At 70.4% G+C, this 21,403-nt stretch carries 18 protein-coding genes; 11 read left to right on the top strand and 7 right to left on the bottom strand.

The window, feature by feature from the left end; translation table 11 throughout:
* Positions 1-4: 4 nt before the first annotated feature.
* The 3 genes from AB0A74_RS16320 to AB0A74_RS16310 are packed head-to-tail and all read right to left on the bottom strand — an operon-like array spanning position 5 to position 3,104.
* Complete coding sequence (locus tag AB0A74_RS16320) at positions 5-700, bottom strand: hypothetical protein (protein ID WP_358250110.1); 696 nt, start codon at positions 698-700, stop codon at positions 5-7.
* Complete coding sequence (locus AB0A74_RS16315; RefSeq protein ID WP_358250108.1) at positions 697-1,761, bottom strand: DUF3558 family protein; 1,065 nt, start codon at positions 1,759-1,761, stop codon at positions 697-699. The genes AB0A74_RS16320 and AB0A74_RS16315 overlap by 4 nt, the downstream gene beginning before the upstream one ends.
* 47 nt (positions 1,762-1,808) lie before the next feature.
* Positions 1,809-3,104, bottom strand: a complete 1,296-nt coding sequence (locus tag AB0A74_RS16310; RefSeq protein ID WP_358250106.1) for a hypothetical protein — start codon at positions 3,102-3,104, stop codon at positions 1,809-1,811.
* 322 nt (positions 3,105-3,426) lie between these two features.
* Between AB0A74_RS16310 and AB0A74_RS16305 the strand changes: the two genes are divergently transcribed.
* The 8 genes from AB0A74_RS16305 (at position 3,427) to AB0A74_RS16270 (ending at position 10,830) form a co-directional block, all read left to right on the top strand.
* Positions 3,427-4,326 (top strand): hypothetical protein, encoded by a 900-nt coding sequence (locus tag AB0A74_RS16305; RefSeq protein ID WP_358250104.1) that lies wholly within the window; start codon positions 3,427-3,429, stop codon positions 4,324-4,326.
* 209 nt (positions 4,327-4,535) lie between these two features.
* Positions 4,536-4,769, top strand: coding sequence for a hypothetical protein (locus AB0A74_RS16300; RefSeq protein ID WP_358250102.1), 234 nt, complete (start codon positions 4,536-4,538; stop codon positions 4,767-4,769).
* 146 nt (positions 4,770-4,915) lie between these two features.
* Positions 4,916-5,377 (top strand): DUF6355 family natural product biosynthesis protein, encoded by a 462-nt coding sequence (locus AB0A74_RS16295; RefSeq protein ID WP_358250100.1) that lies wholly within the window; start codon positions 4,916-4,918, stop codon positions 5,375-5,377.
* Positions 5,378-5,860: 483 nt separating this feature from the next.
* Positions 5,861-6,310, top strand: coding sequence for a Fur family transcriptional regulator (locus tag AB0A74_RS16290; RefSeq protein WP_358250099.1), 450 nt, complete (start codon positions 5,861-5,863; stop codon positions 6,308-6,310).
* Entirely contained in the window at positions 6,311-8,587 is a 2,277-nt protein-coding gene (katG, locus tag AB0A74_RS16285) for a catalase/peroxidase HPI (RefSeq protein ID WP_358250097.1), read from the top strand.
* Positions 8,588-8,678: 91 nt separating this feature from the next.
* Positions 8,679-9,137 (top strand): SpoIIE family protein phosphatase, encoded by a 459-nt coding sequence (locus tag AB0A74_RS16280; protein ID WP_358250095.1) that lies wholly within the window; start codon positions 8,679-8,681, stop codon positions 9,135-9,137.
* On the top strand, positions 9,121-9,465 hold the full coding sequence (locus AB0A74_RS16275; RefSeq protein ID WP_358250093.1) for an STAS domain-containing protein: 345 nt from the start codon (positions 9,121-9,123) through the stop codon (positions 9,463-9,465). The genes AB0A74_RS16280 and AB0A74_RS16275 overlap by 17 nt, the downstream gene beginning before the upstream one ends.
* A gap of 432 nt (positions 9,466-9,897) precedes the next feature.
* Positions 9,898-10,830 carry a YncE family protein gene (locus AB0A74_RS16270; protein WP_358250091.1) on the top strand — a complete coding sequence of 311 codons (933 nt, stop codon included), beginning with the start codon at positions 9,898-9,900 and terminating at the stop codon, positions 10,828-10,830.
* A gap of 14 nt (positions 10,831-10,844) precedes the next feature.
* Here AB0A74_RS16270 and AB0A74_RS16265 read toward each other — a convergent pair whose 3' ends face one another.
* The 4 genes from AB0A74_RS16265 to AB0A74_RS16250 form a co-directional block, all read right to left on the bottom strand.
* Complete coding sequence (locus AB0A74_RS16265; RefSeq protein WP_358250090.1) at positions 10,845-13,946, bottom strand: NACHT domain-containing protein; 3,102 nt, start codon at positions 13,944-13,946, stop codon at positions 10,845-10,847.
* A 60-nt stretch (positions 13,947-14,006) separates the two neighbouring features.
* Entirely contained in the window at positions 14,007-18,125 is a 4,119-nt protein-coding gene (locus tag AB0A74_RS16260) for a hypothetical protein (protein ID WP_358250088.1), read from the bottom strand.
* 147 nt (positions 18,126-18,272) lie between these two features.
* Positions 18,273-18,461, bottom strand: a complete 189-nt coding sequence (locus AB0A74_RS16255) for a hypothetical protein (protein ID WP_358250087.1) — start codon at positions 18,459-18,461, stop codon at positions 18,273-18,275.
* A 33-nt stretch (positions 18,462-18,494) separates the two neighbouring features.
* Positions 18,495-19,196, bottom strand: a complete 702-nt coding sequence (locus AB0A74_RS16250; RefSeq protein ID WP_358250085.1) for a hypothetical protein — start codon at positions 19,194-19,196, stop codon at positions 18,495-18,497.
* Between the two features lie 78 nt (positions 19,197-19,274).
* On the opposite strand from AB0A74_RS16250, the gene AB0A74_RS16245 reads away from it, so the two are divergent.
* From AB0A74_RS16245 to AB0A74_RS16235, 3 genes are all read left to right on the top strand, one after another.
* Entirely contained in the window at positions 19,275-20,096 is an 822-nt protein-coding gene (locus AB0A74_RS16245; RefSeq protein WP_358250140.1) for a helix-turn-helix domain-containing protein, read from the top strand.
* 66 nt (positions 20,097-20,162) lie between these two features.
* Positions 20,163-20,741, top strand: coding sequence for a dihydrofolate reductase family protein (locus tag AB0A74_RS16240; RefSeq protein WP_358250083.1), 579 nt, complete (start codon positions 20,163-20,165; stop codon positions 20,739-20,741).
* A gap of 107 nt (positions 20,742-20,848) precedes the next feature.
* Complete coding sequence (locus tag AB0A74_RS16235; protein WP_358250081.1) at positions 20,849-21,295, top strand: hypothetical protein; 447 nt, start codon at positions 20,849-20,851, stop codon at positions 21,293-21,295.
* Positions 21,296-21,403 lie beyond the last annotated feature (108 nt).

The following is a 21,403-nucleotide window of genomic DNA, read 5'->3' as shown; positions in this document are numbered from 1 at the left end:
CTGGTCAGCGCGGGAAGAGCGCGCCGAGCAGGGCTTGGACCAGTGGTTCGCGGAAGCCGAGCTTGGTGCGGTCGACGGGTGCGTCGTTGGGCTTGCCGCGGGGCGGGTGCAGTTCCAGGGTCACCAGCAGCACGCCGGGGCGGTTGGCGTCGCCGTGTGGGGCGAGGATGAGTTGGTCGCGTTCTTGGCCTTTGCCGTCCTCGTCAATGGCGATGTTGGACACGATCGCGGGTACGCCTGCGAGGCGGAGGTCCTTGACGTACTTGGCGATGCTGGGGTTGGACCGGAACTTGGTGGCGTACTCCGAAAGGGGCGAGGCCCCGAAGAGGCCGAGCTTGACGACGATCTGGTTGTCAGCGGAGGACAGTTGGCACCAGGTCTTGTCGGCGATGTAGCGGTAGTGCCCCGTTCCGAGCCACTGGTCCCACTGCTGCGTTGCCAGCGCGCTGCACAGCATGTGGGTGGACGTGGTTTCGTCGGTGGCCCACGTCTGGAACAGTGCTTCGCCTGTGGCGGGTTCGGTGTGTCGCCATTCGGTGCAGGTCTGGGGGTCGGCGCTGCGGTCGCAGACGGTTGGTCCGGATGCCGCGGACTGGGTGTTCCCGGGTCGGGCGGTGCCGCCGACTGTGGTGGTGCAGCCGGTCAGTGCTGTGATCGCGGCCAGGGTGAGTGCGCCGGCCGTGATGCGGGTGCGGGTCACGGCTTGCCCACCTTGGTCAGGATCTTCTCGACCAGGGTTCGTCCGCTGTCGCAGTCCGGGGTGTCGATGCGGACGACTTGGACGTACGGCACCGGGTCGTCGTCGCGGTTGTCGTCGATGATCGTGGTGGCGGCGTCCCAGATCGCGTAGTTGCGGCAGGTGCCCGCGAGAACGCCGGAGACGACGGTGAACCCGCTGATTTGGCTGGTCTTGTACTTGTCGGGCAGGGTCTTGGCGAGGTCTTCCGGGGTCTGGTCGGCACCGAGCACGACGGTCGTTTCGGCGACCCCGGTCTTGGTGCCCTTGTGTTTGGGAGCTCCGGGTTGGATGGTGCACTTGTAGGGCTCTCGCGGGGTGATCTGTGCGCCCTGCCCCATGTCGTCGGTGATGGCGGCGACCGCGTCGCACGGGTCCCGCAACGCCAGCGGCAACTCCGGGGCGGTCCGGCCGGATCCCCGTTGCGGCGGGTTCTTCCAGGTTTCGGCCATGCGGGTGAGGTAGTCGCGGGCGAAGTCGCACGGCGGGCGCACCGGGTTGGAGCGGTCGTCGGGCTTGACGTCGAGCACGATCGCGTAGGTTTCATCCAGAGGGCGGACGACCGTGCAGGCGGGCAGTGGCTGCCCTTCCTCCTGGAACAGGATGTCCATGCCCGCGACCTGTTCTGGTGCGGCTTGGCGGCGACGGCTGGCGTCGAATTCGTCGGCGACGGTCAGGTAGATCGTCCAGGTGGTGCTGAACTCCGACTTCGCCAGCCTGAGCGTGCAGTGGTTGAAGCCGTCCTTCTCGGGCATGATCCGGTCGCCTTTGCTGCCGTCTCCGGACGCGGCTGCGGCGGCGTCCGGGTCGTGCAGTCCGCAGGCGTCGATCTTGCGGTAGCGGGCGAACGCCTCCGCGGTGGGCCGGAGCTTCTCCGGGATGGCCTTCATGGCCGCGCTGGTCTCGGAGTGGGCAGAAGTCTGCGCCGAGCCGGATGGTGTTGACTCGGGTGTGCCGCCGGTGCAGGCGGCGGCGGTCGTGGTAGCGCACAACAGCAGGGCGACCCTGGACAGGCGCTTTCTCATCGGTGATCCCCCTCGAGTTCGGGTGTGGTGAGCTGACGCCGGACGCGTCAGCGGGCGAGCCGCAGGTAGGTGAGCTGGTTCAGCGCGGTCACGGCGCCTGTAGGGCCGCCGGGCGCCTCCACTGGTGGTGCCACAGGGTCGACGGCACGGCGGGCGGGCCTGCCGTGTTGTCGGGGCCGTGTGTCACGGACGGCGTTCCAGCAGTGCACGACCCCGCCGGGGACTGGGTACTGCAGGACAAGACCTTGGTGTAGTGGCACGAGTTCGTCTGCGGGACCGTCGTCGACGTAGGTGCCGTAGATGATGGGGGCGCCGTTGCGTCGCGCGAAGTCCAGGAAGGATTCGAGGCTCATCGCCGCGGGTTCTGCGGGGCCGACCACTGTGGACACCGGCGGGCGTGACAACAGCGCAGGCCACAGTGACAGAGCGGGCTCATCGGCATCTTCGACGAGCGCGCGCAGTGCCGCCATGCGGTCGGCCTGCGGCACCATCGCCCCAGCGGGTTGCGTGGCGTCGAACTCGGCACGCCGTACGAGGTGGTCTGAAGTGAGATGACGCTTGGAGCGACCGAGGAGCGTGCCGAGGCGTTCGATCATCGGGCCGAGGGCGACCGACAGCAGCACTGAGCCGATGCCCACGACGCCGGTGGTGACCGCGTCGGCCAGGCCCAGCAGCAACCACCCGGTCGCAAGACACGCGAGGTCGGCGACGACGCGGATGGTGCGCGGCCGAAGCCACGGGCGGCGGCGGCGCAGCTCGGCCATCAGCCCGTCGCGAGGTAGCGCTCCGAGGCCTGCGCTGAGGTAGAGAGCGACGCCGAGGGCGAACGCTCCCCCGCCCACGACCAGCAGCACGGCCCGCCACCACCCCGACACGGGCGGGCTGGTCGATGCCAGGACCCAGTCGCACACGAACGCGGGCAGCACTGCCGCGACAACCGTCCCGACACCGGGGCGGATCCCCCAAGCCGCGTGGGCGACCAACAGCGTCGCCTGCGTCGCGATGAACGCCCCGCCCATCGTCCACCCCGTGTGGTGGCTGACGGCGGCGTGCAACACGTCCAACGGCAGCATCCCGGCGCGAGCACGCACCACAGCAGCGATCGCGGCACCCATCAGGACGCCGCCGGCGATCAGCCGACCGAATCGCGCGACCCACACTGGCCGCCGCTCCCCCGCCGGCGCACGCTCGCCCTCGGCACGGACGCTGAAACAAAACACGGACAACCCCCTGCATGTGACATGGACGAACGTTTCGCAGCCGGAGGGGGACGCGGCTTTCGCATGAGCAACATAGCGCACGAACACCTTGCCGCAAAGGATTCCACGCATCGGAACCAGCATAGTTCCGCACATTGAAACAAGTCGCCGCCACGGGAGCACAGCGGAGCGTTTCAGGGGTTGGAACTCGTTCCGCCGGGAGAAACTCCGGCAAGTGTGTACGCCCAGCTCAAGCGCGCTAGTCGTCGAAACAGCAAGCAATTTCGTGACAGATCCGGAGGTCGTGTGCAATCGTCTTAACGCAACGCCTCGCCACATGTTCCGGAAAGCGGAATAACATTGGCGAACACTGTCCGACGATTTCACTGCGCCTGGGGGACGGGCGCCGTGAATGGTCAGGTCAGGAGCTTTGTCGAATCAGCGACTCGGTTGTTGGGGGGAAGTCATGCCATCGGAACTGCGCGCACGCTGGCGTCACGGTGACGATCGCCTGTGGTTGCAGCTGGGCCACCGCGTGGACGACGTGCCGCAGGCGATCGCCGACCGTCTGCTGCGGGACTTCGTGACGTTGACGCCGGACCCCGCCAACGACCTGCTGCGCCTGGAGGCGGCGATGCGCCGGTCGATCGCGCTCGGCCTCGACCGCGTCGAGGACGCCGAACAACGCATGGCCACGGCGCGGCGCAGCGGCCGTCACGACGAGCTCGCGCTGGCCGCCGACGACCACCTGACAGCGGTGACCGTGGCCCAGAACGACCAGACGGACCTGGAGCGGCTGCGAGGCTGGATCACGGCTCTCGATGTCCCCCGCGGCCCGCTGCACGACGCCGCCGAAGGGTGGAAGCGGTCCCCCGAGGTACCAGCCCACGTGCTGGTCCTGAACGAGGACGAGTTCCTGGCGGTCGACCCACGGCGTGCGACCACGACCCGGCTGGCCGTACCCGCCATCGACGGAGTCGAGGCCTTCGGATCCCAGTGGCGCCGCGACGGTGACGACGACGACCTCGCCGCCGGCCCCGAGCTCGACCGGTGTGGTCGATGGGCGCTTGGCCACATCGCCCGCACCGGCGAGATCTACGCGGTACTGCGGGCCCAGCCGACGGCGACGCGGATCTGGGTCCTCGGCGCGGGCTTCGAGCGTCAGCGCGGCTATTCGATCCTCGAAGCGCTCATGCCGCGCATGCGGGAGCCGAACTCGCTGATCCTCGCCGCCACCGTGGTGCACACCGTCGCCCTTCGCCACGCACGGCCGCCGCTGGCCTTGCTGCGCCGCCCTTCTCCGCTGGACGAGGACGGAGGGAGGCTGGCCCGCGGCTACCGGTCACCGTTCGGGGCACAGACGTGAACCGGGCAACCGACCGCGTGCTCGCGGTTCTGTTCGCCGCCGGCACTCTCTGCGCTGCGCCTGGCTGCGGCCCTGCAACTGACAACAGTCAGGAACCGGCGGCTCCACCACAGGGACCGCCAAGCACCGCGGCGACCGATCCGCATGCCGCCACCTCAGTGGTCGTACCGCCACCGCAGGCCCGCGGCGACCCGATCACGGTATCCGGCTTGATCGACTGGACCGCGCACCCGCCGGGTTGCGTGTCCTTGGTGCTCGGCAGCGGCCAGCGCTTCCAGCTGACCGGCGCCATCGCCGACCTCGGCGAGCGACAGGCTCGCGACGGGCACCGCCCTACCCGTCAGCAGGCACGCGTCACCGGCCACATACCACCGGTCGGCGCCACGTCCTGCGGACCATGGCGCGCCTTCTGGGCCGACGCCGTCCACACGACAGGCACATGACCCGCCACCGCGGCCCACTCGCACGGAGCCGCCCACGACGTCCGGCCGCACCCGCGACCGGCGGCCGTGCCGTCGCCCGAACCTCCTCCCCCCTGAGGCAGGACGGCGGCACGGCACCCAACACACACACAAGTCAGGGGAACCAGTTGAACCGTTCGATCATCGCGCGCGTGCTCGCCACACTCGCGATCACACTCGGCCTGGCGTTGGCGCTGGGAACCGGCAACGCCAACGCCCAGATGGCACCGGCCGGATCCGACACCTCCACCGAGACGCAGATCCAGTCCCGGCCACACGCAACGGAGCCGCCGCACTCGGCACCGGACGCCCAGATCCAAGGCGGACCCTACGGCCCACACAACGGTCCGAACGTCGACCTCAACGAACTGTCCGCGTCGGACTACCGCAACTGCGGCTTCTGGGTGCGGTGGGACTCGTACTACACCCACTGCGGGTCGGCCTACAGCATCAAGATCCGCGTGAACTTCTGGTACGGCGCCAACTTCCGCGACATCTGGGTCAGCCGCGGCACCACCAACCTCAGCACCCACCCCTACCTTCAGGGCGCAGGCATGATCACCAACGCCTGGTGCATCGAGCGGTGCTGACGACCACTCCGTAAACCGCACCTTCCGCGGTTGCGACGCGCACCGCCGCTGTCGGGGGCGACCGGCGCGCACCACCGCACCCTCCCTCCCGCCGATGCTCATCAGTTCATGACAGGAGGTGGTTCTCAAGGACCACGGCCAGGAAGACGAGGCACCAGGACGCCCATGGACAGCCGGCGTCCTCACCGCACTCGCCGCCCTGGCCGTGGTCACCCTTCTGCAACCGAACTCCGGCGTCGCACATGCCCATCAGCACGCCGAGTTAAACCGTGCGCCCGGTCACAATGCACTACGTGTCCAGAACGGACGCGCTAACGGGAAGCGATTTGATCCCCGTGCTATCCGGCCCGCCGGGGCGGTGAGCAGGCCGGCAGCCGGCTTCTGCGGGCTCGACGGTGCCCTGCTCGCGAACTCGGTGCCGGGTGCCCAGTGGTCTAAAACACGTTATCTGGATTCATTCCAGATAAGTTCTAAGATGGCCCTGTGACGTCCGACTTCGAGGCGCAGCTGCGGGCGGTGTCGTTGCGCGTGACCAAACCCCGGTTGGCGGTGCTCGCCGCGCTGCGCGACCACCCTCACGTCGACACCGAGACGGTGATCTCCTTGGTACGGGTCGATCTCCCCACGGTGTCCCACCAGGCGGTCTACGACGTTCTACGGGCGTTGACCAACGCCGGCTTGGTCCGGCGCATCGAGCCCGCCGGCGTCACCGCCCGCTACGAATCCCGGGTCGGGGACAACCACCACCACGTCGTGTGCCGCTCCTGCGGCGCCATCGCGGACGTCGACTGCGCCGTCGGCCACAAGCCTTGCCTCACCGCCTCCGACGACCACGGCTTCGTGGTCGACGAGGCGGAGGTCGTCTTTTGGGGCACCTGCCCCGACTGCGCGGCCGAACACACCACCGATGAACCGCCTGTTGGAAGGAAGTAGATGAGCGACCCCAAGGCAACGCCCCAGCCGAGCGCTCAGGGCGTGGACCAGAAGGCCGCAGCCGGCTGCCCGGTCGCGCACGACTCCGTGACCGCGCACGGCAGCGAGAGCGAGAACCCGGCGATCGACTCGCCGACCCCGAAGACGGGTGGCCGTCCGCGCACGAACCGCGATTGGTGGCCCAACCAGCTGGACCTCTCGGTGCTGCACAGCCACTCGCCGAAGGCCAACCCGCTCGGGGAGGACTTCAGCTACGCCAAGGAGTTCGCCAAGCTCGACGTCGAGGCCCTCAAGCGTGACATCGCCGAGGTGCTCACGACGTCGCAGGACTGGTGGCCTGCCGACTTCGGCCACTACGGCGGCCTGATGATCCGGATGAGCTGGCACGCCGCGGGCACCTACCGCATCCACGACGGCCGCGGCGGGGCGGGTGACGGTGGTCAGCGCTTCGCGCCGCTCAACAGCTGGCCCGACAACGCCAACCTGGACAAGGCGCGTCGGTTGCTGTGGCCGGTCAAGCAGAAGTACGGCCAGAAGATCTCGTGGGCCGACCTGCTCGTGCTCGCCGGCAACGTCGCCCTGGAGTCGATGGGCTTCAAGACCTTCGGCTTCGGTTTCGGCCGCGAGGACGTCTGGGAGCCCGAGGAGATCTTCTGGGGCCCGGAAGACGCCTGGCTGGGTGACGAGCGCTACGTCAGCGAGACGGAGATGGCCCCCGAGGTCGGCGCGACCGAGATGGGCCTCATCTACGTCAACCCCGAAGGGCCGCGCGGCAACGCGGACCCGCTGGCGGCGGCCCACTTCATCCGTGAGACCTTCGGCCGGATGGCGATGAACGACGAGGAGACCGTCGCCCTCATCGCCGGCGGCCACACCTTCGGCAAGACCCACGGCGCCGGGGTCGCCGACGGCCACGTGGGCGCGGAGCCCGAGGGCGCCCCGCTGGAGGCGCAGGGCCTGGGCTGGCTGAGCACCTACGGCAGCGGCAAGGGCGCCGACACGATCACCAGCGGTCTTGAGGTGACGTGGACCGACAAGCCGACGCAGTGGAGCAACCGCTTCTTCGAGATCCTCTTCGGCTACGAGTGGGAACTCACCACCAGCCCCGGCGGCGCCAAGCAGTGGGTCGCCAAGGACGCCGAGGCGATCATCCCGGACGCCCACGACCCGGCCAAGAAGCACAAGCCGACCATGCTCACGACGGACCTGTCGCTGCGCGTGGACCCGGCGTACGAGAAGATCTCCCGCCGCTTCCTGGAGAACCCCGACGAGTTCGCCCTGGCCTTCGCCAAGGCCTGGTACAAGCTGCTGCACCGCGACATGGGCCCGGTCAGCCGCTTCCTGGGGCCGTGGGTTCCCGAGGCGCAGCTGTGGCAGGACCCGGTGCCGGCCGTCGACCACGAACTCGTGGGCGACGACGACATCGCCGCCCTCAAGGCCAAGGTCCTCGACTCCGGTCTCACGACCGCCGAGCTGGTCACCACCGCCTGGGCGTCGGCCGCGAGCTTCCGCGCCACCGACAAGCGCGGCGGCGCCAACGGCGCCCGGATCCGCCTGGAGCCCCAGCGCAACTGGGAGGTCAACCAGCCCGACCAGCTCGCGAAGGTCCTGAACGTCCTCGAAGGCATCCGGCGGGACTTCAACGACGCGGGCGGCGCGAAGATCTCCCTCGCCGACCTGATCGTGCTGGCCGGCTCGGCCGCCGTCGAGAAGGCCGCGCGCGACGCGGGCGTCGAGGTGACCGTGCCGTTCCACCCGGGCCGCACCGACGCCAGCCAGGAGCAGACCGACGTCGAGTCGTTCCGGGTCCTCGAACCGCGCGCCGACGGGTTCCGCAACTACGTGCGTGCCGGTGAGAAGCTCCAGCCGGAGGTGCTGCTCGTCGACCGCGCCTACATGCTCAACCTGACGGCGCCCGAGATGACCGTCCTCGTCGGCGGGCTGCGCTCCCTCGGCGCCAACCACGGCGGCGCCCGGCACGGTGTCCTCACCGACCGGCCCGGCGTGCTCACCAACGACTTCTTCGCCAACCTGCTCTCGCCCGGCACGCGGTGGAAGGTCTCGGAGTCCGAGGAGCACGTGTACGAGATCCGCGACGCGGCCACCGACGAGCTGAAGTGGACCGCCACCGCGGTCGACCTCATCTTCGGCTCGAACTCCCAGCTGCGCGCACTCGCGGAGGTCTACGCCAGCCACGACGCCCGCGAGAAGTTCGTGACCGACTTCGTCGCGGCCTGGACCAAGGTCATGGAGCTCGACCGGTTCGACCTCGCCTGATCCGGCTGGGCCGACGAGCACGGTCGATCCCTGGTGGATCGGCCGTGCTCCGGCCTAGAGGGTCGTCCCACCGCGCCATGGCCTCGCCCGGATGACGCTCGCTGAACCGCACGGGCAGGGCGAGCCTGCCCCGTCGACGCGGGTTAGCTGCCGCCGGTGTACCTGGCCGTGCCTAGTCCTCGTCAGCGACGGCGTCTACGACGTGGCCTCCGCCGGCGGCGAGCGGTACGGCGAACGCGCCCTGGCCCGCGCCATCAACGCCACCCGCCTGCTCCCCGCCACCCAGGTGCCCCGCGCGATCCTCCAGGAACTGGCCTGCCACCGCCACACCTCGGGCCCAGAAGACGACGCGATGGTCGTCTGCCTGGACTGGCGCGGCAGGGAAACCCGTTCCACCGAGCAGTCCTGGCACTCAGTGGCAACCGGCCGCGACGACGACCGCCGCCTGATCGGTTCCGATTCGGATGGTCGGCGCGCTCGTGTCGTGTTGCAATGCCGGTGTGGCACCGAGCGGACCGGGCGTGCGAGTGAGGGTGGAGACGCTGCCTGATGGACAGGTGGTGGTGCTGCACGTCGCGGGCGAGGTGGACGCCGCCACCGTCACCCTGGTCGAGCACGGCGTGGGTGAAGCGCTGACCGAGGCGGCCGCGGCCGGTGCGGTGCTGTTGGTGGCCGACGTGGACCAGGTGCTCTTCTGCGCCTCGGCCGGGATCACGCTGCTGTTCCACGCCCAACGGCGTGCCCGCCAGCACGGGCTGGAGTTCGCCGTGGCCGCCCGACCCGACAGTTCCGTCCGGAAGGTGCTCGCTGTCACGCAGGCCGATCGGGTCCTGTCCGTCCGCGACTCGCTCGACCACGCGCTGCTCGCGCCCGACTGACCGGACAGCTTCTCGCCGCCGGGCCTCCGCGGTCCTGGTCGTCAGTGCGGGAGGCGGTGCTCGGCGACATGTCGGACGATGCGTCGGACCTGGTGTGGCGTGCGGACCACCACCGCGACGGGTTCGGCGTGGTGGACGGCGAGGTACTGGCCGTAGCGGTGGGGTGCGATCCCGCACCCACCGACACGTCGGACAGCGACCACGTCCGGCCAGCGCACCACGTTCGCGGGAAACAGGCGCCACCAACGTGGCCTTCTGCCTGCTCACGATGCGACACCGACGACTAGGCCGTTAGCGTCAGTGACTAGGCCGTGCCAGTGAACCGCAACGAGGGAACGCAAGATGCTTTCACTGTTCCGTGTTCGTCACTTCTACTCTCGGTTGCCCCATCACCCCTTCAGGCGGTTCACGTTCGCTCGCACAGGCACTGTCGTGTTGCTCGCCGTGGTCCTGGTGACACCGGTTCCGGCCTCGGCGGACCGGTACCCGCCGCGTGTTCAGGTGTTCGTGGCCAACAGCGGCTCGGACTCGGTCACCGTCTACGACACCCGGTTCGGCCGGGTGGTGGCCACCATCCCGGTCGGGGACTCGCCGGTCGGGGTCGGCGCGGTGCCCGGCCGTGACCTGGTCTACGTCACCAACGAGCAGGCCGGCACCGTGTCGGTGATCGACGCGCGAGCGCACAAGGTGGTGGCGACCGTGCCGGTCGGCCGGAACCCGTTCGGTGTCGCCGCCACCCCGAAGTTCGCCTACGTGACCAACTTCGGCTCCGACTCCGTCACCGTGGTGGACGTCGCCACGAACAAGCCGGTCGCGTCCGTCCCGGTCGGCCGGTTCCCGCACACGCCCGTGGTGAGCCCGGACGCGAGCCGTGTCTACGTGACCAACAACGGCGGCCAGAGCGTGACCGTCATCGACACCAAGTCGAACAAGCCGGTCGCCACCATCCCGGTCGGCCGCTTCCCGGCGGGCGTGGACGTCTCCGACGACGGCACCCGGGTCTACGTCGCCAACACCGGCTCGGACACGGTGACGATCATCGACACCGCCCAGGACAAGCCCATCGGCACCGCCGCCGTCGGCCCGGCGCCGATCGGCGTGGCCGTCACACCCCGGGGACGGGTGCACGTGCCGAACGCGTTGGCCGACACGGTGTCCGTCCTGACCCCTTCAGGTGCCCCGGCGGGCCCCGCGGTGCCGGTGGGGCGACAACCCGAGGGTGCCGCGGCGAGTCCCGACGACAGCTTCGTCTTCGTCACCAACGCCAAGGCCGACACGATGTCCGTCATCGACGCCGTGACCGGGAAGATCGTCGACACCGTCACGGTCGGCAAGGAACCCGAAGGCCTCACCGTCACCTCCTAGCGGCCGGCGCCCGATCACTCGCTGTCGATCAGCCGGGCCAGGTCGTCCAGGCACTCTTCGCGGACCGCGTGCGCCGACAGCACGAGGAAGTCCCGGTAGAACGCCATCTCCGTCAACCGCGGCGGTGGCGCGTACCACTGGCGCAGGCTCGCGCACACCCGGCCCAGCGGCAGGCGTGCACGGCGTGCCTGGTTCCGCTCGATCTCGCCGATCAGCGTTTCCAGGGCCGTGCCGACGCTCGGGTCGCGGGTGACGCGGTGGAAGGCGAACCTCGCCACCACCGCGTCCAGCGCCAGGCTGGTCCACGCCCGAGTGATCACGGTGAGCACGTCCTCGGCCGACCGCGCGCGGTCCGCCTGGCGCCGCACCGAGACGAGGTTCAGCACCGACAGCACCGGGATGGGGGCCAGGCCGACGCAAACCACGAACGACGCCACCACGGACGTCTCCGCGGCACCCGACACGCTCACCGAGATGATCCCCAGCACGATGACCGCGCCGATCGCCAAGAGCGGCATGACCAACTGCCTGACCAGCTGCCGCCCCGCGCGACGCAGCGTGCGGGCGAGGTCCGACCGGGTGTTGCGCCACTCGGCCCGGACCAGGCGCGCTCGCCGCCCGCACCACGAGGGCAGCCGGTACCCGCCGACCACCACGAGGGCCACCGGGAGCAACGGCCACCACACCACCGACGGGATGAGCCCGAACCGCACGACCCACACGACGGCCAACGGCCACAACGAGCCGTACGCGAACAGGCCCACCCACAACAGGAACGGCCCGTCCACCGCGCCGACCACGATCATGGTGCCCAGCAGGCAGCACGCCGTGTTGACCAGCACCAGGACGACGAACCCGGCTTCCCTGAGCAGGAGGTGCTCCAGCCGCTCGGACCGGGACAGCACTTCCTCCAGCCGCACGCGACTGGTGCCCAGGGCGGAGGTGGAGAAGATCCCGAGCACCGCGGCCGTCAGCCCGATCACCAGGAACCCCGTGACGATCACGCCGCCGATCGCGGTCTGCGCGTCCGCGGTGAAGATGGTCGCGACACTGATCGTCAGCAAGCCGCCGAGCGTGAAGAGCACGGCGACCGGGACCGCGAAGGACGCCAGGTTCACCAGCCGCAGGAACTCCGCCGGGCGGGCCAGGCGCTTGACCTGCGCCACCGTCGCCGCCCTCCGCCGGTAGACGCGGAACCCGGCGACCAGGCCGAGCAGCGCCAGCCTGATCTGCCGCCGCAGTTCGGGGCTGAGGCCGGGGATCGACCCGGCGGTGCGGAAGGCCGCTTCGCGCAGGTACTCGTTGCGGGACCGGAACGCGTCCACGAGCAGGCGCTCGGTGTGGGCGGGCGGCGCCAGGTTCGCGAACGCCACCGCGCGGCGCTTGTCCAGGCGGTTCCCGGACTGCCAGGCCCGCTGGAGGATCTCCCCGATGTGCGCGCGGGAGGTGTCGTCCACCTCGTCCGGATGGGTTTCCAGGCCGGTCGCCAGGACGCCGAGCAGGTGCAGGCACCCGTGCGGCCAGTGGAAGCCGGCGTCGCGCGTCCGCTCCGCGTACTCGGCCAACCGCCGCCGGGCGAGGTCCAGCAACGGCGCGGTGGCGGCGCCGTGCTGCACCTGCAGGAGGGTGACGGCCGTTTCCCGCCACTGGTCGTTGTCCAGCAACGACTCGACGGACGCCCGGCGCGGCGAGTTGATCACCACGCAGGTCGCGAAGTACTCCTGGAACCGCCGGTGGACGAACGAGAACGTCGGCTCCCCCGCCAGGTTCGTGTCGGACCTGCCGAGCTTGCTGTACTCCAGCGCGTTGAGCAGGGTGCCCCACAGGCGGGGCGACACGCGCTCCTGCCCGGTCGCGGCGGCCAGGAGGTCGGCGCGGGTGGGGGTCAGGCCCATCCGCGGCACCGAGGCCATCACGAACGCCACCTCTTCGGCACCGGCGCGCACCAGGCCGACCTCGACCCCGAACCGTGCGCGGATGCGTGTGGCGTCCCGCCGCAGGCGTTGGGTGAGGTAGTCCTCGAAGACCGTGTGGGAGCCGGTGGGGAAGTCCGCGTTGTTGCGCATGTGCTCGCACAGGAGGCTGAGGAACATCGGGTTGCCGGCGAACGTGGCGATGTCCTGCGAGGCGGTCGCGAGGCCGTGGCGCATCGCCCGGTCCACCCGCCGCTCCAGGTCGGCGCGGGTGATAAGCCGCTGCTGCTGCCGCGGGGACAGGCGCAGGATCCGGAACCGCGTGAACTGCGCGATGTCCGGGCTGCTGAAGTCCCGGGAGGCGACGATGCCGCGGCATTCGCCGAACGGGCCGAGGAAGTCGGCGATCGCGCGGGCGTAGGCGGGCGCGACGCGGCGGGTGTCCTCGGCGGAGAGGATGTCGGGGATCTCGTCGAACGAGTCAAACAGGAACAGCCAGGTGCCCTGCTCCAGGCCGCGCTGGAACTCGGTGTCGAGGACTTCTTGGACGTCACGACTGTTGGCCTCGTTGAGGTAGTCGAGGACGAACGTCCGGATGTGTTCCGCGGTGACGTCCTCGGGCCGCACGTCCAACTGCTTGAGGTTCAGGTAGAGCGGGATCGTCGCCTTGATGCTCTTGCTCTTGGCCGCGTCCTGCGCCATCAGGCGCGCCAGGTGCCGCAACGCGACGCTCTTGCCCGCCCCCGGTTCCCCTTCGAGCAGGACGAGGGGTTCACTGCTGCGCGCCAACGCGTGCGACAGCGACCGCACCCGCCGCAACCCCGTCCCCCGCAACGGCAGCACGCGCCGCATCCACCGCCGCCGCCAGGACCGCTCGACCTCGACCTCGGCTTCCAGTTCGGCGTACTTCTCGTCCCGCCAGTCCTCCTGCAACTCCAGGTGCTTGAGCCGGATGTCGAGGTGCTGCGCGAACAACCGCCGCCGCCTGCGCCGCCGCCGCTCGTCCCCCAACCGCCGCCCAGCCGCCCACCGCACCACGTTCCACAACTCGTGGACCGCGGGCACCAACGGACGCAACGCCGCCACGACCAACCCGAGCACGAGCAGCGCGACGAACACCCGCAGGGCCCGATCACCGGGTTCGACGCCCAGGAAGTCCAAGTACTTCTTCAAGTCCTCCAGCGGACCACCCGGTTCGGCCATGCGACGAGTTGTACCCGGCCCGCCTGTCCGGCCGACCGCAAAATTCGGGCACCGCGCGGGTCAGGCGAGATCGGGCACGTACGTCGAGTACTCCTCGAAGATCGCCGACGAAACGGCGTCCGAGAACGCGCAGATGTCGGCGACGACCTGCGCCCAATGCGTTGACTGCAACGTTCGGGCGGCGGATCTCACCGCACCCTCGATGCCGTGCCCGGAGGGCAGGTTTCGCACCAGCCTGGCGTAGGCCGCGAACCGGAGGCCGTCGCCGGTGATCGATTCGATCATGTGCGCGGCGGGGTCGATTTCCCGCGCGTCCGCCAAGTGCTCCGCCACCGATGACCGGACCCCGTCGCGGGCCGGGGGAGCCGAGATCCGGCGGATCAGCAGTTCGGCATCCTCGTAGCGGCCGGCTTCGGCCAGTGCGGTCACCGTGCGGGTCATCGCGGAACTTCTGTAGCGGAAGTCGGGATCGCGCAGTGCCAGCTCCACCGCCTGCCGGTGGCGGCCTGCCCTGGCCAGGACGCTGACGACCAGCGCGTCGTCCTGCACGCCCTCGCTCGGGAGGGCTCGGGCGGGATCGGTCACGTGGTCCACGAGCGCGGCGGCCGACACGGCGTGGCCGGCGTCGACCAGCTTGTCGGCGATCGCCAGCAGCCACCGGCGTCGGATCGGGCGCTCGACGATCAGTTCGACGGTGGCGACCACCCGGTGGTGGCTCCCGTTCGCGACCACGATCTCGGCGATCGACTCCCAGGCCCGTCGGTTCGTGGTCGCGTTGTCCACCAGCAGAACGGTTTCGATGGCTTCGCGGTACCGTCCCGCCGTCGCGAGGTGCTCGGCGATACCCCGCAGGGCGACGTCGCGCGCGCCGGTTTCCGATATCCGCCGGGCGGCGGTGATGGCGTGCGCGACGTGCCCTCCCCGCACCAGTCTCCCCGCGATCGACGCGAGTGCCTCGTCCCGCGCGTCGGAAGCCTCGACCGAGGAAACGACCTCGATGGCACGGTCGGACGCGCCGACGAGTGCGAGCGCTTCACCGGCCGCGAGCAGCGGCGACGCCCGGTCGCTGGGGGCCAGGTCACCGAATCGATCTCGCAAGCGCCTTAATCCCTTGAGGAAGCTGCCGGCCAGAACGGCCCTTGCTCGTTCAACTTCTCCCGCGCCCACCAACACTTCCGCGATGGCCGCCAGCATCGCGATTCGCCGACGGGCGCTCGCGAGGGTGCGGGCGAGAGCGATGGCTCGTTCGGGGTAGCCCGACTCCGCCTGGGCGAGGGCGATCGGCTCCACCGCGTCGTCGCGAAGAGCGGGGTTCTCGATCGAGTTCGCCGTTTCCAGCTCATCGTCGAGGAGCCGCAGGCCCCGGGCATGGTCCCCACCGCGGACCAGCGACTTCGCCATCGCGATGACCATGGCGCGTCTCCGACCAGCCGTGGACACCGAACGGGCGGTCGTGAGGGCCTCGTCGTGGTGACCGATGTCGGCCAACGCCTCGGCTATCGGCGCCACGGCGTGGTCTCGATCCACGGGATGGCCGACCTCGTCCGCGACGGACAACGCTCTGCGGAGGAACTGCGCGGCCCGGTCGTGCCGGTTCCCTTCGGCGAGCGCACGGGCGATCGACACCAGAGTCCTGGCCTGTGTTCGAGCGTCGGGGACGGCGGAGACGGCCCGCTCGGCCGCGTCGTCGTTCCCCGCTCGTGCGCACGCCTCGGCGACCGCCACGAGCACCTTCACCCGGAGGTCGGAGTCGTCACGCCGGTCGGGGATGCCCTGGGCGGCGCGGACGGCCTGGTCGTGGTGCCCGTCCCGCGCCAACGCCTTGGCGAGCGCCTCCAGCACGGTGTCGTGCCGGTCGAGGTCCACGATGGTGCGGGCAACCCGGATGGCTTCGTCCAGGCGGTCACCGGCCCCGACCTGGATCCCCGCCTCGACCGCGGCCTGCACCACCGCCACCAGCGCCGAACCGCGTTGGTCGGCGTCCACCACGGCGCGGGCCGCTTCGGTGGCTTCGCCCAGCAGTCCGGTGGCCGCGGCCCGATCGCCCAGCCGGACCAAGGGGTGGACCACCGCCACCAACGCCGTACTCCGCCGGCCCGGGTCGTCCACCGCACGGGCGGTGTCGGCCACTTCGCCCAACAGCTCGTCGGCACCGTCCAGACGGCGCTCGATCAGCGCTTCGGCCACGGCGACGAGCGCGGGACCACGCGACCCGGCGTCGATGATCGTGGACGTCATCTCACGTGCCGCGGCGATCCGCCCGGTTCTGGCGAGCGTCCTGACCACCGACGCTCGCGCGCCGCTCGCCCGGTAGGGGTCGGCGATCGACTCGCAGACCGCCACGGCTTCGGCGATCAACCCCCCGGTTCGGGAGTCGCCCGCCGCCACCAGCAGATCGGTGACCCTTCCCAAGGCGATGCACTGGAGGAACGGGTCGATGATCCGTCTCGCGGCGGCCAGCGCCTCTTCGCGCAACGCCCGCCGCTGGGACTCCGTGCCCGTCGAGGTGCCGGCCACCGCCGCCAAGGCCGGGGCCCGACGATCGGAGCCGGGAATCGAGCGGGCGACCTCGACGGCGCGGTCGTGGTCGCCGAGTTCGGCCAGCATCGGCGCTATCGAGCCCAGCACGGCGTTCTTCCGGTCGTGATGGATGATGCGGGCGGCTGTCAGGACCGCCTCGTCGAGCAGTTCCCGGGCCTGCTCGTGCCGCCCTTCGCGGATCAGCGCCTCGGCCACGGGCACCAGGGCCGAGCTGCGCCGGTACGGGTCCGGGATGGAGTGGGCCAGGGCCGTCGCGCGGCGGATCTGGCCCAGCCGCACCCAGAGTCCCGCGACGGCGGGTGGGATGTGGGTGTTGCGGTCGGAGAGCTGGTCGCGGTGCACGGCCAGGCGGCTGAGCGCGCCCAGGTCGGGCACGTCCGCGCCGACCTGGGCGTCGATCGTGGCGACGACCTGGGCCAACGCGGCGTTGTCGCCGCCGGTCCGGTCGAACAGCCGGTCGTGGCGCGGCAACGCCGTGCCCAAGCCGGTCGCGCGGGCCAGGTCGCCCACCGCGAGCAGCATGGTGTGGTAGCCGCGCAGCAGGTAGTCGGGGGTGTCCGCGGGCCAGCCCCGCCCGGCGAAGTGGGCGGCCCAGCCGTGGATGCGTTCGCGGTACTCCGACAGCCGGTTCTCGCCCAGCATTTGGAGGGCGGTGACCTGCAGGTCCTCGTGGGCCAGCAGGTAGACCTCGGCCGCGGAGCCCAGATCGCTGTCGCGGCGGGTGAAGCTGCGTCCGGTCACGGTGTGGAGGTGGTCGCGGACGTCGTACTCCGTGGCCTTGGTCAACCACGCCAGGTCGGCGGCGGTGAGGCCACCGCCCGCGGCGACCAGCAGACCCAGCAGGTCCTGCTCGATCCACGACCCGGTCAGCAGGCGTTTGAGGTCTCGCTCCATCTCGGTGCGCAACGCCCGCGCCTTCTGCGAGACCTCCAGCACGCGCACGATCGCCGGGTCACGCAACGGGTGGTCCTCGGGCACGTCGCCGGGGATCGGCGGATCGGGACGCCCGGCCACGACGATCCGCAGCCCTTCGGCCGGACGCGAAGGCAACAGCGCCGCGATGCTGTGGGAGTCGTGGCCCGTGGTGACGCCCCGGTCCTCGTCCAGGCCGTCCACCACGAGCACCAGGTGCTCGCCGCGCTCACGACACAGGGCCGCCGCGTCCGCGAGCAGACCCAGCAGGTGCGGCTCGCGGGTCGCCGGGTTGAGGAACGGCGGCGGTTCCTCGCCCAGGATGGTCAACAACTGTTCCAGCACGTTGTCCGCGAACGCCGCGCGGTCGGCCTGGCCCGCCAGTCGAGCGGTGATGAAGAACGACACGACCCGGACACCGGGCGGCGGGGTGAGGACGAAGGTGGACAGCAGGGCCGACTTGCCCGCCCAGGCGCCCGCACGCCACCAGCGGTAGTGGCCTTCGGTCGAGGGGTCGGTGCAGAACGCGGTCAGCTCGGCGAGTTCGGCGTCACGGTCCACCAGTCGGCTCGGGGCGATGCGCTCGACCTGGTGCCGGTAGCGGGTCCGGACCCTGGCCCCGGTCCGGAGGTTGACGTCCCCGATGTGGACGTTGACGTTGGCGTACGCGTCACGTCCGGCCTGGGCCACGGTGGCATCGGAGGAGGCGTGGGCGTCCTGCCTCACGCCTTGGGCGTGATCGGGCTCGTCACCCCGCCCACCATGCGACACCATGTGACGCATCTTCCACCCGACGCCCGCCCGGCTGAATCCCCGCGCCGCTTCGTGTCCCAAGTTTGTTCTAGCACCACGAAAATTGCGGCTTACCGGCGGTCACGCCAGGTAGGGGTGGACCTTGCCCTCAAGAACCAGCCGACCACGGAAGACGATCCCGCGCTCGTCCTGACACACCCGCGGCACCTCGACCTCGGACCAGCGCACCGTCACCGTCCCGACAGAGGTCTTCACCTCGGCCAGGAGGGCACCGTCGGAAGACCGGACACCGTCCACCTGAACCAACACCGGATCAATGTCGCACGGGACCACCCGGGGTGATCAGGCCTGTACGGCGGTCGGGGCCGTCGGACTTGTGGCCGGACGTCGGCCGCATGCGCCGCAAAGGCATGCGTCCGGGCGCGTCGGTCCGAGCGCCGGCACCAGGTGTCGGCGCCAGGGTCTTCGCCAGCTCGGAATCCCGCAAGTCCTGAGGAACGCACGGTCTTCCGGGTAGATGCGGCTGAGGTGGGTGAAGCCGAGGTGCAGGGACAGGTCGATCTTGAGCTGGGTTCGCAGCAGCGACAGGTGGCGGATGCTCACACAACCACGGCGGCGTTCCGCGTCCGCGGCAGGCAGTTCGGCGAGCTCCTTGGCCAGCGCGCCGGGCTGGACGGCGTCGATCGGGCACACCAGGTTCGCCTGGGCGGCGACGAACAGGTTGCGGGTCTGCCGGGGCATGAAAACGCCGTTGCCTTCATCGAAGTACCAACGGTCCATGTCGGCGCACAGACTGCGTCGCTCGGCAACGTCGAGTGGTGTGGAGCGTGACGGCGACGCCACCGCGGTGATCGTCCAGAGCTGGACATACGCGTCGACCTGCCGCTCGGCCAGCTTGATCCTCATCTGCCGCCGGATGTTGTGCGCGAGCCACACGCCCACCACACCGAGGAACGCCGTTCCGATCGCCTGGCTCCACATCACCGCGGTCATCGACCCATCGAACCAACGCCGCCACGCCGTGTCGCCGTCCAGCCGGGTCATCGCGGTGAGGCCGGCCCAGCCCGGTGCGCGGGGCCGGCGGGTGTCGGCGATGCTGTGTGCGTGGAGTACGTGTCCAGAGTGCCGCGGCCGCCGCTGGACGGGCTGATCGACGACCTCTACTACCTGGAGGGCTCACCGCCGTACGCCCGGCTGACGTTGCCGCCGATGCCCGCGGCGTTGCTCATCGTCAACCTTGGCGCGCCGTTCCGCATCCGCGCCGGCGCCGACGTCGAGACGGCCGAGTACGCCGACGGGTGCGTGGTCACCACGCCCACCCGGGCGGTGGAGTTCGGTTACCCGCCCGGCACCCGGTCTGTCGGCGTGCATTTCAAGCCGTGGGGGTTGGCGCCGTTTCTGGGGATGCCGGCGGTCGAGCTGTGTGATCGGCCGGTGACGGTGGAGCAGGTGTGGGGGCGGGCCGCCGTTGCGGGATTGCGGGATCGGCTGGCCGCGGCGGAGCGGCCGCGCGAGATGTTGACGGTGCTGGAGGACGAGCTGATGCGACGGTTGTGCGAGACCGCCGGGTTGGGGCTGGTCCGCCACACCAGCAGCGTCATCGCGGCGGCCGGTGGGGCGGTGGCGATCGGTGACCTCAGCGTGGCGGCCGGGGTCAGCAGCACCCACCTGGCGCGGCGGTTCAAGGAGTTGATCGGCGTCACGCCGAAGCGGCTGGCCCGCACCCACCGCTTCGCGGCGACCGTGTTCGCGCTCGACCCCGCCGGACCGGTCGACTGGAGCGACCTCGCCGGCGGCGCGGGCTACTTCGACCAGGCCCACTTCGGCCACGAGTTCCGGGCGTTCACCGGGCTCACCCCCACCCGGTACCTCGAAGTCCGGCGGCGGTTCCTGCGTGAGCACCCCGGCCACGCGTTGGACGGCTGGCCGCTGCCGGCCGATTGATTTCTTACAAGAGCGACGGCTCACGACACGTTAACTTGGCCGCACCCCGAGACTGAGGAGAGGCCCGTGGGCAAGGTGGTCATGTACGGCACGGTGTCGGTCGACGGCTTCATCGCCGACGACAACGACCAGCCCGGACCGCTGTTCGACTGGTTGACCGGCGGTGACGTCCCGTTGGACGACAGCGGCGCGCTGAAGGTGTCGCAAACCTCCCACGACTACACCCGGTCGTACTGGGACCGGATCGGGGTGACCGTCGCCGGCCGCCACGTCTTCGACCTCACCGACGGCTGGGACGGCACGCCGCCGAGCGGGATCGACCACGTGGTCGTCGTGACGCACCGGCCGGCCCCCGAGGGCTGGGACCCCGCCGCGCCGTTCCACTTCGTCGACGGTGTCGAGGCGGCCGTGGCCAAGGCTCGGGAACTCGCGGGTGACCGCATCGTCGAGGTCGCCGCGGGCGACGTCGGTGGCCAGGTGCTGGCCGCGGGCCTGGTGGACGAGGTGCGCATGGACGTCGTGCCCGTCGTGTTCGGGTCGGGCAAGCGCTACTTCGGGTCGGTGGACGCGCAGCACCTGTTGGAGGACCCTGACGTGCTCCAGGGCAGCCGGGTGCTTCACCTGCGCTACCCGGTGCGCCGCTGACGGATCCGAGCGGGTCGGTGCCTCTTGCCGAAGACCCAAGGTCTTTCGGATCTATCGACAGTGGAGGGCGGCGAGGATGGTGGGTCCCATCACCGGAAGGGGCGGCTGTGGACGAGGTTGTCGGTCCTGAGGTGTTGGGTTCCGAGGAGTGCTGGGAAGTGCTGTCCGCCGCGCGTACCGGGAACTTCCTCTACACGCGCCATGCGATGCCGATGGCCCGGCCGGTGCCGGTGTGCGTGTGGAACCGCCTGCTGATCATCGTGATGGACGCCACGGTCAGGGAGGTCGTCATGCGCGCGGGCGTGGGCGTCGCCGCGCTGCAGGTGGACGACGTCGACCGGGCCACGCTGCGGGGTCGTTCGGTGAACGTGCACGGCGAGGCGGGATTCCTGGACGAGAAGGCGTCGCCCGCGCTGTGGGGCGCGGCCGGGAGCCTGCCGAGGTGGGAGGATGCCGGGGTCTACGGCTACGTCGTGCCCTACGACGTGGCGGGCGAGCGGTTCGATTTCGTGCCGCATGGCGTTGGCGTGGTGACCGCTCCCCGCACCACCTAGCCCGAGGACCGCCCCTGACGGCGGTGTGCGACGCCCTGTCCCGACCGTTGTGACGGTACGGGCGAAATCGGTTGTCCGCATGGACCTCCGGGGTTAGCGTCCAGGCCG

The organism is Saccharothrix sp. NPDC042600 (genome assembly GCF_040647305.1).
Taxonomy (GTDB): domain Bacteria; phylum Actinomycetota; class Actinomycetes; order Mycobacteriales; family Pseudonocardiaceae; genus Actinosynnema; species Actinosynnema mutabilis.
Note: the sequence above shows the minus strand (reverse complement) of the source record. Positions and strands in the feature narration are given on the sequence as shown.

What these genes read in the sequence shown, in the direction of transcription:
- AB0A74_RS16305 (WP_358250104.1), top strand. Translation starts at nt 3,427, where the DNA reads ATGCCATCGGAACTGCGCGCACGCTGGCGTCACGGTGACGATCGCCTG.
- AB0A74_RS16280 (WP_358250095.1), top strand. Translation starts at nt 8,679, where the DNA reads ATGACGCTCGCTGAACCGCACGGGCAGGGCGAGCCTGCCCCGTCGACG.
- katG (WP_358250097.1), top strand. Translation starts at nt 6,311, where the DNA reads ATGAGCGACCCCAAGGCAACGCCCCAGCCGAGCGCTCAGGGCGTGGAC.
- AB0A74_RS16310 (WP_358250106.1), bottom strand. Translation starts at nt 3,104, where the DNA reads ATGCTGGTTCCGATGCGTGGAATCCTTTGCGGCAAGGTGTTCGTGCGC.
- AB0A74_RS16265 (WP_358250090.1), bottom strand. Translation starts at nt 13,946, where the DNA reads ATGGCCGAACCGGGTGGTCCGCTGGAGGACTTGAAGAAGTACTTGGAC.
- AB0A74_RS16315 (WP_358250108.1), bottom strand. Translation starts at nt 1,761, where the DNA reads ATGAGAAAGCGCCTGTCCAGGGTCGCCCTGCTGTTGTGCGCTACCACG.
- AB0A74_RS16250 (WP_358250085.1), bottom strand. Translation starts at nt 19,196, where the DNA reads ATGACCCGGCTGGACGGCGACACGGCGTGGCGGCGTTGGTTCGATGGG.